The sequence below is a fragment of the Methanococcoides methylutens genome (genome assembly GCF_000765475.1).
Lineage (GTDB): Archaea > Halobacteriota > Methanosarcinia > Methanosarcinales > Methanosarcinaceae > Methanococcoides > Methanococcoides methylutens.
Map to the genome: position 1 here is coordinate 21,701 of NZ_JRHO01000010.1, position 14,862 is coordinate 36,562.

At 42.2% G+C, this 14,862-nt stretch carries 19 protein-coding genes; 16 read left to right on the plus strand and 3 right to left on the minus strand.

Annotated features, from left to right (window positions below; translation table 11 throughout):
• The first annotated feature begins 214 nt into the window (after positions 1-214).
• The 10 genes from LI82_RS05130 to ftsY all read left to right on the plus strand — a co-directional run bounded on the left by LI82_RS05130 (position 215) and on the right by ftsY (position 6,317).
• Positions 215-1,486, plus strand: coding sequence for an adenylosuccinate synthase (locus LI82_RS05130; RefSeq protein ID WP_048193898.1), 1,272 nt, complete (start codon positions 215-217; stop codon positions 1,484-1,486).
• Between the two features lie 203 nt (positions 1,487-1,689).
• Positions 1,690-2,139 (plus strand): 30S ribosomal protein S19e, encoded by a 450-nt coding sequence (locus LI82_RS05135; RefSeq protein ID WP_048193899.1) that lies wholly within the window; start codon positions 1,690-1,692, stop codon positions 2,137-2,139.
• Between the two features lie 108 nt (positions 2,140-2,247).
• Positions 2,248-2,604, plus strand: coding sequence for a DNA-binding protein (locus tag LI82_RS05140; RefSeq protein WP_048193900.1), 357 nt, complete (start codon positions 2,248-2,250; stop codon positions 2,602-2,604).
• A 2-nt stretch (positions 2,605-2,606) separates the two neighbouring features.
• Positions 2,607-3,200, plus strand: coding sequence for a DUF7411 family protein (locus tag LI82_RS05145; protein ID WP_048193901.1), 594 nt, complete (start codon positions 2,607-2,609; stop codon positions 3,198-3,200).
• Between the two features lie 157 nt (positions 3,201-3,357).
• Entirely contained in the window at positions 3,358-3,513 is a 156-nt protein-coding gene (locus LI82_RS12715) for a 50S ribosomal protein L39e (RefSeq protein ID WP_081955742.1), read from the plus strand.
• A gap of 10 nt (positions 3,514-3,523) precedes the next feature.
• On the plus strand, positions 3,524-3,790 hold the full coding sequence (locus LI82_RS05150; RefSeq protein ID WP_048193902.1) for a 50S ribosomal protein L31e: 267 nt from the start codon (positions 3,524-3,526) through the stop codon (positions 3,788-3,790).
• Positions 3,791-3,839: 49 nt separating this feature from the next.
• Positions 3,840-4,493: a translation initiation factor IF-6 gene (locus LI82_RS05155; protein WP_048193903.1), complete on the plus strand. Its 654-nt coding sequence runs from the start codon at positions 3,840-3,842 to the stop codon at positions 4,491-4,493.
• A gap of 44 nt (positions 4,494-4,537) precedes the next feature.
• A complete protein-coding gene (gene rpl18a / locus LI82_RS05160) occupies positions 4,538-4,714 on the plus strand; it encodes a 50S ribosomal protein L18Ae (RefSeq protein WP_048193904.1) in 177 nt (58 codons plus the stop codon).
• A 5-nt stretch (positions 4,715-4,719) separates the two neighbouring features.
• A complete protein-coding gene (gene pfdA, locus LI82_RS05165; protein ID WP_048193905.1) occupies positions 4,720-5,136 on the plus strand; it encodes a prefoldin subunit alpha in 417 nt (138 codons plus the stop codon).
• Positions 5,137-5,195: 59 nt separating this feature from the next.
• Positions 5,196-6,317: a signal recognition particle-docking protein FtsY gene (gene ftsY, locus LI82_RS05170; RefSeq protein WP_048193906.1), complete on the plus strand. Its 1,122-nt coding sequence runs from the start codon at positions 5,196-5,198 to the stop codon at positions 6,315-6,317.
• A 171-nt stretch (positions 6,318-6,488) separates the two neighbouring features.
• Here the strand turns inward: ftsY and trpA are convergent, their stop codons facing one another.
• From trpA to LI82_RS05185, 3 genes are read right to left on the minus strand one after another with little or no spacing between them, the layout of a single operon-like run.
• On the minus strand, positions 6,489-7,265 hold the full coding sequence (gene trpA / locus LI82_RS05175) for a tryptophan synthase subunit alpha (RefSeq protein WP_048193907.1): 777 nt from the start codon (positions 7,263-7,265) through the stop codon (positions 6,489-6,491).
• Position 7,266: 1 nt separating this feature from the next.
• On the minus strand, positions 7,267-8,451 hold the full coding sequence (gene trpB / locus LI82_RS05180) for a tryptophan synthase subunit beta (RefSeq protein ID WP_048193908.1): 1,185 nt from the start codon (positions 8,449-8,451) through the stop codon (positions 7,267-7,269).
• 29 nt (positions 8,452-8,480) lie between these two features.
• Entirely contained in the window at positions 8,481-9,323 is an 843-nt protein-coding gene (locus LI82_RS05185) for an indole-3-glycerol-phosphate synthase (protein WP_330217369.1), read from the minus strand.
• A 685-nt stretch (positions 9,324-10,008) separates the two neighbouring features.
• On the opposite strand from LI82_RS05185, the gene LI82_RS05190 reads away from it, so the two are divergent.
• The 6 genes from LI82_RS05190 to LI82_RS05215 all read left to right on the plus strand — a co-directional run bounded on the left by LI82_RS05190 (position 10,009) and on the right by LI82_RS05215 (position 14,659).
• Positions 10,009-10,788 (plus strand): archaellin/type IV pilin N-terminal domain-containing protein, encoded by a 780-nt coding sequence (locus LI82_RS05190; protein ID WP_048193910.1) that lies wholly within the window; start codon positions 10,009-10,011, stop codon positions 10,786-10,788.
• Between the two features lie 247 nt (positions 10,789-11,035).
• The gene (locus LI82_RS05195) at positions 11,036-11,932 is read left to right on the plus strand and encodes a hypothetical protein (RefSeq protein WP_135607246.1); all 897 of its coding nucleotides are present in this window, start codon (positions 11,036-11,038) and stop codon (positions 11,930-11,932) included.
• Positions 11,933-12,041: 109 nt separating this feature from the next.
• Positions 12,042-12,284: a glutaredoxin family protein gene (locus LI82_RS05200; RefSeq protein ID WP_048193912.1), complete on the plus strand. Its 243-nt coding sequence runs from the start codon at positions 12,042-12,044 to the stop codon at positions 12,282-12,284.
• A gap of 14 nt (positions 12,285-12,298) precedes the next feature.
• Entirely contained in the window at positions 12,299-13,219 is a 921-nt protein-coding gene (gene trxB / locus LI82_RS05205) for a thioredoxin-disulfide reductase (RefSeq protein ID WP_048193913.1), read from the plus strand.
• A gap of 85 nt (positions 13,220-13,304) precedes the next feature.
• On the plus strand, positions 13,305-13,697 hold the full coding sequence (locus LI82_RS05210) for a DUF2111 domain-containing protein (protein WP_048193914.1): 393 nt from the start codon (positions 13,305-13,307) through the stop codon (positions 13,695-13,697).
• A gap of 71 nt (positions 13,698-13,768) precedes the next feature.
• Positions 13,769-14,659, plus strand: a complete 891-nt coding sequence (locus LI82_RS05215; RefSeq protein WP_048193915.1) for a serine/threonine-protein kinase RIO2 — start codon at positions 13,769-13,771, stop codon at positions 14,657-14,659.
• Positions 14,660-14,862: the final 203 nt, after the last annotated feature.

Sequence of the window (14,862 nt, forward strand, 5' to 3'; positions counted from 1 at the left end):
TTGATGAAACCGATAGCTTACCTATTGATGACAGGTTTTTTACCTTATATCCAATTTGTCTTTAGCTTGTATTTATAATCAGTTTCAATGAGTGATCTAATATGTTTTCCATCTTCTGTGCAATTATTATTTCAGAAGAAAAAGTGTATCAATTTTCTCAAAATCTCCAATGTTGCCAAATGCTTTATATGTATAAACTGCAATTTCCCCCTCTATGTTTACTATTCTGACAGGATCACAGTTTGGTGATGAAGGAAAAGGAAAGATCGTTGATCTGCTCTCAAAAGACTACGATCTTGTCGTCAGGTTCCAGGGTGGCGACAACGCCGGCCATACGGTAACAGTTGGCGAAGATGTCTATAAGTTACACTTGATACCTTCAGGTTTTTTGCTTGATTCTAGGGTGTTGATAGGTCCGGGTACCGTCCTGAACCCTGAGGTTCTGGCAGAAGAGATCGATATGCTTGCAAAGGGTGGTGTTGATATCCATTCCGATAAACTTGGTATTGATGCTAAGACCAGTATCATTATGCCATATCATATTGAGCAGGACGGTCTTCGTGAATCTTCCCGTAAGGAGAAGATCGGCACTACTAAGAGAGGTATTGCTTTTGCTTATATGGACAAGATCGCAAGGGATGAGATCCGCATGGGGGATCTGGTCAATTCCGAGAAACTCCTTAGCAGACTATCTTTGATAGCAGCTTCCAAAGAGGCGGCTATTAAGGAACTTGGCGGTGATCCTTCAATTGTGACCGATAAGGAACTTATTGATAAGTATGTGGAACTTGGTAAGAGATTAGCTCCTTATGTTACGGATGTGTCATATGAAGTGAACAAAGCTATTGCAGATGGCAAGAACGTAATGGCTGAGGGGGCACAGGGCACTCACCTTGATGTTATCCACGGTACGCAGAAGTTTGTGACCTCTTCAAGCACTATTGCAGGTTCAGCATGTGCAAATCTTGGTGTTGGTCCTACTAAGGTGGATGAGGTTCTGGGTATTGTTAAGGCTTATATTACAAGGGTCGGAGAAGGTCCGCTTCCAACAGAACTTGATGATGAGGCAGGCAAACATTTACATGATGTTGGTCATGAGTTCGGAACTACTACCGGAAGGTCCCGCAGATGTGGATGGTTCGATCTCCCTCTTTTGAAGAAGGCGATCTTCCTGAACGGCTACACAAGTGTTGCATTGACAAAATTAGATGTGTTAACAGGCCTTGAAATTAATAAGATATGTGTTGCCTACGAACTTGATGGGGAAAAACTGGATTATCCACCTATTGATACTTCCGATCTTGAAAGGTGTAAACCTGTTTATAAAGAGATGCCTGGCTGGTCTGACGATCTCACAGATGTCAAAAGCTATGCAGATGTTCCCGAAGCTGCCCGCAACTATGTTGAGCGCCTTGAAGAATTGATGGGCGTACCTATTGAATACGTGTCCGTAGGACCTGGCAGGGAGCAAACTTTCAAGAAATAATGCACTATTATCTATGATACAATGCATGGGTATGGTGGGATATACGAAAGCTGCCGAAACACGTATATACTAATCAATAAATTACAACCCTATTTCCATGCACACATTATGATAGATAATTATACTTGCTGGTAACAAGTTTACTGAATAAATCAACTACAAATAAAAATCCAATCGATACATTTCATTCCAAGGAGGATAAGATGACTACAGCATATGATGTTCCTGCTGCAAATATTATTGCAAAGGTGGCAGAGAAGTTAAAAGAGAACGAGCAGATCAATGCTCCCGTATGGGCAGCTCACGTTAAGACAGGTGTTCACAAAGAATTGCCACCTATTGATAATGAATGGTGGTACACCCGCTGTGCAGCTATCATGAGGACCATTTACATGGAAGGTCCTATCGGTGTGGAGAGATTAAGGTCTGTCTATGGTGGTAAGAAGAGGAGAGGCGCAAACCCTTCCAAGAAAGCAAAAGGAAGCGGCTCTGTCGCAAGGGAAGCAGCTCAGCAGCTCGAAAATGCAGGTTTTGTCCGCAAGTTGAAGAGCGGAAGAGTAATCGCTCCTGCTGGCCAGTCACTGCTTGACAATATGGCAGTTGAGGTCAAGAACGAGCTTGTCGAAACAATTCCAGAGCTTGCAAAGTACTGAATGGGTTTAAGGGAGTTGATCTCCCCTCCTGCTCAGATACATAATAATTGCTATATGATGGTTCCATTGGAGCCATTATAATTAAATCGGAAAGGACGTGATGAAGTAATGGTGGACGATATTGAAGCTATCCGAAGAAAGAGACTTGCTGAAATGCAGCAGCAACAGCAGGCTGCTCCCCAGATGCAAAATGATGCCCAGGCCGCATACCAGCAGGAACAGGCACAGGCTGAAAGGGATGCCCAGGTCCAGGCGGTCCTTCGTCAGATCATGACTCCGGAGGCGCGTGAGAGGCTGACTCGCCTGAAACTATCACGCAAGGAACTGGCTGAGCAACTTGAATCCCAGCTTGTGATGCTTGCTCAAAGTGGTCGCTTACAGTCAATGATCGATGATGATAAGCTTAAAGTGCTCCTTTCACAGATGCAGCCTAAAAAACGTGAACCAACCATCACACGCATGTGAACATGAAAGCTCAGGTACTGTTCAGTGGAGGAAAAGATAGTTCACTATCAGCAATATTGCTTGATCCCTTCTTTGATGTCGAACTTGTGACTTGCAGTTTCTCTATCCTTCCGGTTGGGGAAGTTGCAAAGGTTGCCGCAGATGAGTTGGGTTATTCCCACAGAGTACTGGAACTTGACAGGTGCATATTAGAATCCGCTTTGGAGATCATAATAGATGATGGTTATCCAAGGAACGCTATCAATTACATACACAAGGCCGTGATCGAGACACTTGCAAAGGAAGATGAGGTCTCTCTGATTGCGGATGGCGTCAGGCGCGATGATCGTGTTCCGAAACTGACCGATTCAGAAGTTCGAAGCATAGAGGACCGGTTCAGTGTAAGTTACATATGCCCTCTTCATGGGTATGGTAGAAGTGCCGTTAATTTGCTGGTGAGCCGATATCTGGTGATCGAAGAAGGTCAAAGTGATAGTATTGCAAAAGCAGACTATGAAACTGAGCTTCGTGAACTGATAAGGCAGCAATATGGTGATGAAAAAGTACTTGAAATCTTTCCGGAACATGTTCAATCGAGGGTTATCAGGCGTGTCTGATAGTCTTACGATGTTTTGGATAAGCAATTTAATAAGCAATTTGTTATGTGAAGGCAGGAATCTATCGTACATAGATTAATAATTTATAGGATAATCGATTTATAGACGCAAATCTTTTAGATTGGCGTTACAATTAATCAATTCACAGGTGAGATAAGTGAGCCACAATACAAAAGGACAGAAAATAAGGTTGGCAAAAGCGCACAATCAGAATCAGCGCGTTCCAACCTGGGTTATCATAAAGACTAACAGACACGTTGTTAGCCACCCTAAGAGAAGACACTGGAGAAGAAATAGTTTAGATGTAAAGTAAGGTGATGACAATGGCAGAAGACGCGGTAAAGGAACAGATATACACAATTCCACTACGCCAGGCAAAGCTTGCACCAAGGTGGAAACGTTCCAGCAGGGCAATTTCACTTATCAGAAAATATCTGGTAAGACACATGAAGGCAGAACCTTCACAGATCAAGATCGATGCTTCCGTCAACCACAAGGTTTGGGAGAGAGGTTCTCAGAAACCACCATCTTCAATACGCATTCGTGCAGCTAAGTTCGAAGATGGGGAAGTTCAGGCAGAACTTGCCTGATCCTTCTTTCGATGATGGATAATATTCAACAAAAGTATAAAGGACAATAATGATCAAAACCGTGAACATTTACGACAATCCCGTTCTAGGGGTTTTTGCCACATGCACAGAGGATGTGGCAGTTGTTCCTATTGGTACAACTAAGAAGGCCATTGATATGATCGCAGAACTGCTTGATGTCAGGGTCATCTCTACACTGGTAAATGGCAGTACTGTTGTTGGTTCTCTTTCCAGGGGCAACTCGAATGGTTTTTTACTATCCAGGGATGCTAGTGTCAACGATCTTAAAGACGTTGATGTCCCTGTGGAAGTGCTTCCAGACAGGCTCACTGCCACTGGGAATGTGATATTAGCAAATGATACGTCTGCACTGGTGCATCCGGATATCAGTGACAGGTCCATGGAAGTTATATCAAGGGTTCTTGGTGTGGATGTTCATAGGGGTACAATTGCAGGCCTCGGTACGGTTGGAATGTCCGGCGTAGCTACTAACAAGGGACTTCTGGTTCACCCAATGGTGACGCAGGAGGAACTTGCGCATCTTGAGGAAGTGTTCGGACTTTCTGTGGATGTGGGAACTACAAATTATGGCTCACAAGCCGTAGGTTCCGGATTACTGGCCAACTCGAAAGGGTATGTAGCAGGTTCCAATACAACTGGACATGAGCTAGGTAGGATTGAGGATGCTCTGTTCTTTGATTGATCATATTATTGTTAAAATTTAAATTATAAAACAGGTGATTCCGTATGCAGAATTATGTTGTCAAAGGCACATTCAAAGCAGGTCATTCTTGGGAAAATTTTACTAAGACCGTTGAGAGCCAGAACGAGAAGAATGCTCGTGAAAAGACGTATTCCACTTTCGGCAGTAAACATCATATTAACAGATCATTGATCAAGATCGATAGTATCGTAGAGGCGTGAAGCACATGTCAGAATTAAGTGAGCAGGATGTGAGGAATCTCGCATCTCAGCATCGCGAGCTCCAGAATCAGGCAGAATCCCTGCAGCAGCAGATGGGAATGGTTCAGATGTCCATCGAAGAGTGCACACGTGCAATAGGAACTCTCGAGGAACTTGAAGCTGTTTCCGGCAGTATCAACACGATGCTTCCTCTTGGAGGCGGTGCATTCGTACATGCAAATGTCGCAAATCTCGAGAAGGTTGTTGTAAGTGTTGGTGCAGGCATAAGCGTGGAGAAACCCCCTGCTGAAGCAAAGGAACTCCTTAATCAGCGCAAAGAAGAGCTAAATAAGGTAGTTGAACGCTTGAATGGATCAATTGCTCAGGTCGGACAGCGTATCCAGTCCATAGAATCTATGGTTGGTAACAGAAGTCCGCAGTGATCCTGTTCATGAAGTTCTGATACTTTTTTTATTTTTATTATTTTTAAGGATGAGTTTGCGTGTTCAATAAACTCAAGGATAAACTCAGTAATTTCAAGCAATCGATTGGAAAAACGATCGATGAGAAAGCAGTTGATCTTGAAGAGCCGGTGGTAGAATCTGTTGAAGTACCAGCTGAAGAGTTGGTTGCCGAACCTATCGAAGAGTCCGTCATTCCAGAGGAAAAAACTTCCACTCCTGAAGCTTCAACTACTCCTGTAGTCCAGCCAGAATCAAAACCCTCATTCAAGCAGAAAATAGGCTTTGCCCAGAAGGCCAAAGCTCTTGTTTTTGAGCGTGAGGTCATACTGGACGAGGGTGATATCAGCGATTCCCTCTGGGAACTGGAGGTGGCATTGCTTGAAAGTGATATTGCTATTACCGTTGCTGAAGCTATTGTCGAAGCTGTCAAAGCAGAACTTGTGGGCAGCCGTAAAAAGATTGGAAGTAACACTGGTGAACATGTGGAGCAGGCTCTTAGGACTGCCATTTATAATGTGATGTCTGCTAATGTTTTCGACCTTGACGAATATATAGAAAAGGCTGATAAGCCTGTTCATATAGTTTTCATAGGCATTAACGGAACCGGCAAGACCACAACGATCTCCAAGATGGCAAAACGTCTGAAAGATATGAAATATTCTGTTGTCATTGCAGCAGGTGACACTTTCAGGGCAGGGGCTATTGACCAGATCGCTATCCATGCAGAACGAATTGGCGTAAAACTGATAAAACATCAGGAAGGCGGCGATCCTGCTGCTGTTGTCTATGATGCGGTACAGCATGCAAAGGCCCACAATGTGGATGTCATTCTTTCTGATACTGCAGGCAGGATGCACACCAATGTGAATCTCATGGCACAGCTTGAAAAGGTTTGTCGTGTAAGCACTCCTGATCTTATCATCTTTGTTGATGAGGCCGTTGCAGGGAACGATGCTGTAGAGCGTGCAGAGCAGTTCAACGCTGCTGTCCCTATCGATGGGTCCATACTGACAAAAACAGATGCAGATTCAAAAGGTGGCGCAGCGATCTCTATCGCATATATCACTGGAAAACCGATCCTTTTCCTTGGAATGGGTCAGGGATATGATGATCTTAGGAAATTTGATCCGCAATGGTTTGTAGACCAGTTGTTCGAATGAGAAGATCCTAATAAAGACACTTTAAAAAAAATCTTAACGAAAAAAGGTCTTTGAGTTTATCAAGGACCTTCTTTGTTATCTTTTTGTTTAATTTTCATTTAGTTTTGCATTTTATTATATTCGATTGTATTCCCTTATATAATGGCATACTTAACCAAATTTTACTATTTCTCAGACCTTGCATCCGCTTTTAATATCGCTTGCAAGTTCTTCAAGACGTTTGTTAACATTGTCTCCGGATGCGACGATGTCCACAAAAGCAGATCCCACGATAATGCCGTCAGCTCCTGCTGCAACAACTTTTGAAGCCTGTTCTCCGTTCGAGATCCCAAATCCGACAGCTTTTGGTATGTCGGTCTTCACCCTGGAAAGTATCTGTGCAGTAGCATCGGTGACCTCTGAACGTGCTCCTGTAACGCCAAGTCTTGAGACAATGTAAACAAAGCCGGAACTTTTTTCCAGTATCATCTTTATTCTCTCATCTGTGGTAACAGGTGCTATCAGGAAGATCAGGTCTACACCGTTAGTTGAACATGATCTTGCAAGTTCTTCACTTTCCTCTGCAGGCAGGTCTGGTACTATAAGTCCGCTAATGCCGGAGTTTACACAATCTTTCACGAATTTGTCAAGACCTCGCTGGAATATCAGGTTATAGTATGTCATGCAGACAAGAGGTACATCAACATCAAGGGATGCAACCAGTTCAAAGTACCTGTCAGGGTTCATTCCGGCTGCAAGTGCTCTTTCGGATGCTTCCTGTATCGTAGGTCCGTCTGCAACAGGGTCTGAAAAAGGTAATCCCAGTTCGATGATGTCGGCACCGCCTTTTATAAGTGAATCAACGATTGCTGGTGTTGCCTCAATATTTGGATCTCCTGCGCAAACATATGCCAGTAAAGCAGCTTCTTTCTTAGCATTAAGTTCAATGAATTTAGTAGATAATTGCATTTTACTCACCCCTGTCGATCTTTCGAACAGCTTCAAGGTCTTTGTCTCCTCTTCCTGAAAGGTTGATAACCACAAGTTCACCAAGCTCTCCTGATTCTGCTGCTTCCATGACATGGGCAACTGCGTGTGATGATTCCAGTGCCGGGATGATGCCTTCCATAAGGCTTAGTTCATGGAATGCATTGAGTGCCATGTCATCATTTGCAACGCGCGGTGTAAGTCTGCCAATATCTGCAAGATATGCCAGTTCAGGTCCCACTCCGGAATAGTCCAGTCCGGCAGAAACAGAACTTGATTCCAGGATCTGTCCATGTTTGTCCTGCAGGATACGGGTGCGAGCTCCCTGGAGGACGCCATCTTCTCCCACTGAAAGTGATGCGGAGTGGAGTGCAGCTCCTTCTGTCTGTTTCATCCCGCTACCTCCGGCTTCCACAGCAACAAGCTTCACGTTTTTCTCTTCAACAAACGGATGGAAGATCCCCATGGCATTACTGCCACCACCTGTGCAGGCTACTATGGAATCAGGGTAACGTCCTTCCTTATCCATTATCTGCTGTTTGACCTCATTTCCTATCACACTCTGGAAATCCCTGACCATCATTGGGTATGGATGTGGTCCCACTACTGAACCTATAAGGTAGTGAGTTTCCTCGACATTTGAGACCCAATCCCGTAAAGCTTCATTGATTGCATCTTTGAGCGTCTTTGAACCGGATTCTACGGGATGTACTTCCGTTCCCATAAGCTCCATGCGGTAAACATTCATTCGTTGCCTGACGGTGTCCTTTGCCCCCATGTAAACGTGGGTCTGGAATCCCATGTTCGTACCTGCCATAGCGGTTGCAGTTCCATGCTGTCCTGCTCCGGTCTCAGCTACAAGTCTTGTCTTACCCATGTATTTTGCAAGCAGTGCCTGGCCGATGGTATTGTTCAGTTTGTGTGCTCCACCGTGTACGAGATCCTCTCTTTTCAGGTAGATCTTAACACCGTATTTCTTGCTCATGTTCTTTGCATAATACAATGGGGTCTCACGTCCGGCAAAGTCCTTGAGGTAATAATCCAGTTCCTTCAGGAATTCTGGATCATTTTTATATTTTTCATACCCTTCCTCAAGTTCCTCAAGTGCGGGCATAAGTATCTCAGGGACAAATTGTCCTCCGTACTTGCCATACTTTGGTCCACTCATTTCATTTCCTCCTAATTGTCAATTGTATTTCAGTCAAGAGCATCAACAAGCTCTTTTGTCTTGCTGTAAATATCGTCATTTTTCACGATGGATGTTCCAATGAGTATCGCATCGGCACCAGCTGAGATCATCCTTCTCACATCATCTGCAGTATGAACTCCACTTTCACTTATTATGAGATGTTCAGTATCGCTCATGCGATCGTGTTCTTTTATTATTGGTATAAGTTCTTCTGTTGTTGCAATGTCCACTTGCATTGTTGTAAGGTTCCTGTTGTTAATTCCAATGATCCTTGCTGAGGTGTCAAGTGCATTGAGCAGTTCTTCTTCATTGTGCACTTCGACCAGAGGTTCGAATCCCTTTGAACGTGCATATAGGATGAAATCTTCAAGTTTCTCATTTAGAAGTCCTGCAATAAGCAGTATAAGGTCACTTTTAACTTCATCGAACTGGACCTTGTCAATTATAAAGTCCTTTCTGAGGACTGGCAATGATATATTTTCCCTGACCGCTGTCAGGTTATCTGTGGATCCGTTAAAAAATTCAGGTTCAGTTAGGACAGAGATTGCAACAGCTCCGGCCTTTTCCATTTCTGTGGCTATTCTCTTTGCTTCGGTAGGATCTATATCTCTTATTTTCATTGATGGGGATGCTGGCTTTACCTCAGAAATGATAGGAGCTTTTCCCTTCTGTTTTTTCGATAATATTGAGTTGATTATGTTTTGTGTATTGGGTGTGGAATTATCTAGGGGTATGCTATTATTTTTAAATTCATAAAGTTTTTTAACCCTATTTTCAGTTGAATTTATTATTTTATGTATTGCAGAATGCATAATAACCACTTGTGTACAATGATGTCTAATGATGTACATAATACTTATTGTATATACGTTTTGCGGATTATAAAATATTCTCAAGTATTGCTGCTATATAGTGTACAGGCATTTCATGTTCTGAATTATTTTGGTAGGTAGTTAGGGTACACAAGACTGTTAAATAGATACGATCGTTATAATTAGCCTACTAATATCAATTCTGTAGTGACGGCTGTTTTATCTTTTCGAATGTCTTTTTTAGTAATAATTGCTGCAAAGGTTAAAATGCATAGTTGTGATAGCAATGCAAATTGCTGTGCTTAAAAGTAGTACTGGATTCTTTCTATTCATCTTTTCTAATTATATAATAACTTCTTATACAAAAAATCCAGTCGTTTACGTTTGAAGCAAAGGTTTATTTGAAATCTCCAACCGGTGAGTATTTATACGATATTCTTCAGACTCATAATGATTATAATGATATTAACTTTAAGTAATATGTAGCATTGTTTGTTTGGGCTATAAGCTTTAGAAAGGATGAAAACAATTACTTAAATGCCTCGATACTTGTTCTGGATTCAGGCTTGAGCCTTAATTCAATGACAACCGGGGATATCCAGATAATTCCATAAAATGGGTTCCAAACGATTCAAAGTTTAGCATTCAACTCTGAATTTGAATGAAAAATACATGACATAATCATAATTCAATGATCGAATATAACTTATGAGGAGATGAATAAATGAAAGCAAACAGGCATCTGATGAGAAAAGATGAGTGTGGACAAGTAGGTATAGGCACACTTATCATCTTCATCGCAATGGTATTGGTAGCTGCGGTAGCTGCCGCGGTATTGATCCAGACATCTGGTGTTCTTCAGGATAGGGCACAGTCAACTGGTACACAAGCTGCTCAGGAAGTATCAACCAACATGATGATCAAGAGCATTGAAGGTGTAAGGTCCAGTAATGGTACCGAGCTCTCTGACACCGTTGACCTTCTCAAGGTCAAAGTAGCACTCAATATTGGTAGTTCTGCCATGGACCTTAATCAGTTTGTCATTACTGTGACCGATGGTGTGACTACAAATGATCTTGTCTATGCTGGTAATGATAAAACACATAGTACTGCCATGGCTGGTTTCTCTTCATCTGCAAACGCTTCCGCAAATACAATTCAGTTACTCACAAACAACACAACTGGTGTCGGTGAGAACGGCAAGTACTTCTTCACTGTTGAGAAGATGAGGGATGATGACGAGTCATTCTCACAGGATAGTCCAATTATGAACCAGGGAGATTTTGTTACGATCTACATCTCTACTGTAGGCAATGCTGCAACAGGTAACACAGCTGTTGGTGATTTGACTGTATCGTCTGGCAGTCTCGATAATACCGGGCTTACAATCGAACCAAGATCAACATTCAGCCTAATACTAACTCCTGAAGCTGGTTCATCAACTACTGCGAAGTTTACAGCACCATCCTTTGGTCTGGACACAAATATTGCCCTCAAGGCATAAGGTGAATTAATTCACCTTATTCTTTTTTATTTTTAAAACCGTGAATATCAATATTTATATTATTTTGACCATTAATTTATCTTAGTGTATTATATTGCCTTCAGGTTATTAATCTAAAAATAATGTGGTAAAAATTGTATCTGGTTGTATGCATATTTAGAAATGCATAGGTTATACAAGGAGTTATTTTCATATGGTGGTAGTGTTGGGAAAAACATTTTTTTGTACATTAATGTGCATTGCCTTGTTGCTGGTCACTTGTAGTGGGTGCCTGGGTTCAAGTTCCGATGAAGAGGTAAATGAGACTATAACTTCATTTTTGACTTCATTTAATAATGGTGATCTTAATACGGCATTTTCTTATTATGAAGGGAAAGATTTCCTTGTTCCTGCGACATTGGAGATCAAGTTCAATAACAGGGGTATACTAATTGATTCCATAAAACAGTTCGAACTGAAGGATACTGTGGTTGATGGAGATGTTGGTTATACAACTGCAGTATGTGAGGTTACACATTTTGAAAAGAACAAAGCTGCTGGTACAGAACAGAAACTGATATACTTCAGGGTCCAGAAAGTGGGTGCTCTCTGGGTCATTACAAAAGTAGATCTTGATGGACCGATATCTGCTTCTGAAACGCTTGAAAATATAGAAGTTCCCGCTACACCGGTTGATCCGATCATCAATAATATTCCTCTAATTTCAGGGGTAACAGTTGCTGTGTTGGCTCTAGGTATTATCTTGAATAAAAAGGATAAGTCCGGTGGTGGCAGCACTCCGTTACTGGATATTTCTACTGCTGTGCCGGTGGAAAAAGAAGCTCTTGCACAGTTCATTAAATTCGTACCTGCTCATCAGTACTCTGCAGGTTCGAAGGCAGCAGTGGATATATGGATCAAGAACTTCTCGCAGCAATCCTATGATAACTTAGCAGTAATTGCCAATTTCCCGGGAACTGTCAAAGTTAAAAAGCCTGCATTATCATTTGGAAGCATTGGTCCGGGTGAGACTGTCAAGAAGACATGGAATATAACTCCGGCTATATCTGGTTGGGTTGCCATAGAAGAACCTATGGTCGTTTTCGAGTATGCTGGTACTCGATATTCCGGGCAGCTTGATCCTGTCTGGCTTAATGTTCAGTGAAGGCAGAAGGTTTTTCGAAACCTTTTTATTTTTCACTTTTTAGTATGTATTTTTAAAAGATGAGCTACATATTATATTCTGTTGTTTTACAAACAAGGGGAGGTAGTTTATGGTAAAAGTAACTCTTATTCATGCTTCATGGTGTCATGTTTGTCCTGCTGCCAGAAAGTTCTGGAATGATCTTAGATCGGAACGTGACTTTGATTATGAGGAGGTAGATTATGATACTCCGGAGGGTGACGAACTCTCGGAAAAGTATTCGATCATGTCTGTTCCAACAACTATAATCGATGGTGAGATTGCTTTTATAGGCGTCCCTGGCAAGGAAGAAGCGCTTTCGAAAATATCCTGATGAGGTAGCTCAAAATGGTATACGATCTAATTATTGTAGGCGGTGGCCCGGGTGGCCTGTCTGCCGGAATATATGCTGTTCGTTACGGGTTGAACACACTCGTTCTCGAGAAAGGATTTGTCAGTGGCCAAATCGCGACAACCGGTGAAGTAGAGAACTATCCGGGTTTTCCTTCCATAAGTGGTATGGACCTGATGGATAAGTTCTCCGAACATGCAAAAACAGCCGGTGTTGTAGTGGAGAGCAGGGAGATTCTTGGAATCCGGTCGGAGGGTGATCGAAAGATCATCAGTACAGAATCCGGTGATCTGGAAACGTTCAGTGTCATAATTGCCACAGGCGCAAACCCACGACATCTCGGTGTTCCCGGGGAGGAAGAGTTTCGTGGAAAAGGGGTTTCATATTGTGCTACGTGCGATGGTCCTTTCTTCAAGGGCCGCAATGTTATCGTTGTGGGAGGAGGCGAATCTGCACTTACCGATGTATTGATCCTTTCAAACATTGCAGCTTCTGCATGTGTTGTGCATCGCAGGGATACGCTTCGGGCATCACAGATACTTCAGGACAGGGCTTTTGCGAAGCCCAACGTTGAGTTCTCATGGAACACCGTCCTTGAAGAGATCATTGGTGATTCAGTTGTAAGGGAGGTCGTACTTAGAAACACCGTTACAGATGAGGTGTGGAGAACTCCTATTGACGGCATCTTCATCTACGTTGGCATTGAGCCAAATACTGAATTTGTTGATGTTGATAAAGATGCTTCCGGTTTCATCATAACCGATGAGAGAATGGCTACATCAGTTGATGGCATATTTGCAGTTGGGGACTGCAGGGCAGGTATTCTGCGTCAGGTTATAACTGCCGTAAGTGATGGCTCTATTGCAGCGTTTGGTGCCTACGAATATGTTTCCAATATAAAACACAAAAGCGAATGAACAGATATTTCTATTGTCTTACCCTTTAGGAATACCTTAAAAACAAAATAACTAAATGTTTCAATTTTAAGTGGGATGTAATAATATGATGTGTTTGAAGATCTGTCCGGATTCAACTTCTGAAGACCTTAAGCCAATTGCAGAAGCGGTACATTCGCTTCTCGGAATCCCTACTACTATCCGAAGCAAGAGCTTCCATGGGATCCGAATGGAGAAGGGTCAGATAATCGATGATGATTATAGCGGTCCTGTTCTGGAAGAGGTGTTGGAAAAGAATATGATCATCAGGAAAGTTCCTATGGAGGGTGTCTACAAGGGCAAAGCTGTTGTCGTGGTCCCGATCAGGTCAGCCGATGGAGAGGTTTTAGGAGCTCTTGGTCTTGTGGACCTTGTGGCAGCTCTTGATATCCTTTCTGTTTTCCGTGAATATCCTGACATCATTGGTGAGGTCGAAGATGCTAAAAAACGTATGTCATAATGGCATAGGTTTTCTTCTCATTTTTGATTTGGTAACACAAAGCTCTTTAATATTCAGGACAATTACTGCCGATGATAGACGATGTACTCAAGTTCTTCAGGACACTGGATAGTAAGGACCTCAGAATCCTGACCGGTATTGAGATCGGGATGAAAAATTTTGAATGGGTCCCCCTCGAAGAGATCCGTAAATATACCAAACTTAATTTTGATCAACTTGAGTACAGGCTTTTTAAGCTTTACAAATCCAACATAGTAGTTGGTACGAAAACCCCCTATGAGGGCTATCAGATCTATTTTGACGGATATGATGCACTTGCATTGAACACGTTTGTTAAAAGGGGCGTTGTCAGCGCCATAGGTGATGAGATCGGTGTCGGCAAGGAATCAGTGGTCCATGAAGCCATTCAGGAACCTGAATTAGCTATTGCAGATCCTATCCCTGTTATCATCAAGTTCCATAGGGAAGGAAGGACAAGTTTTAAACGCGTAAAAAGAGTGCGTGACCACCTTGTTGACCGTGAACACTTCTCCTGGATATACGCAGCCAGACTTGCGGCCAAAAGGGAGTATGATATCATGCAGACATTATATGGCAAGATATCAATACCTAAACCTCTTGATCACAACAGACATGCAATTGTCATGGCTCCCGCAAAGGGAAGCATTCTTGTAAAGACCAGACTTCTGGAACCGGAATGGGTTCTCGATGAGATCCTTTCACAGATAAAGATCGTTTACTCTGAAGGAATAATACATTCTGACCTTAGTGAGTACAATATCTTCGTCAGTGATGAAGGTGTGGAGTTCATAGACTGGCCTCAGTATGTTACAGTGGAGCATCCGCATGCAGATGAGCTTCTTGAGAGGGATGTTTTCAATGTACTTACACATTTCAGGCGGAAGTACAATCTTGAGAAGGATCTGGATGAGGTAATTTCCCAGATCAAAGAAAATGTATAAAGGTTAAAATCAGAACTGTATGTTAGTTTAAAATAATTATTATGGAAATTCTGGTTCTGCTCCAGAATATTCCTTTCTACTTTTTTAGCCAAAGCTCGATTTTTATAATTTAATTATTATTTTATAATTTAATTATTATTTTGCTCACATCTATTTTTCCTTTAAATGGAACCAACTGTCTATATATTTCTCTTTAACATATA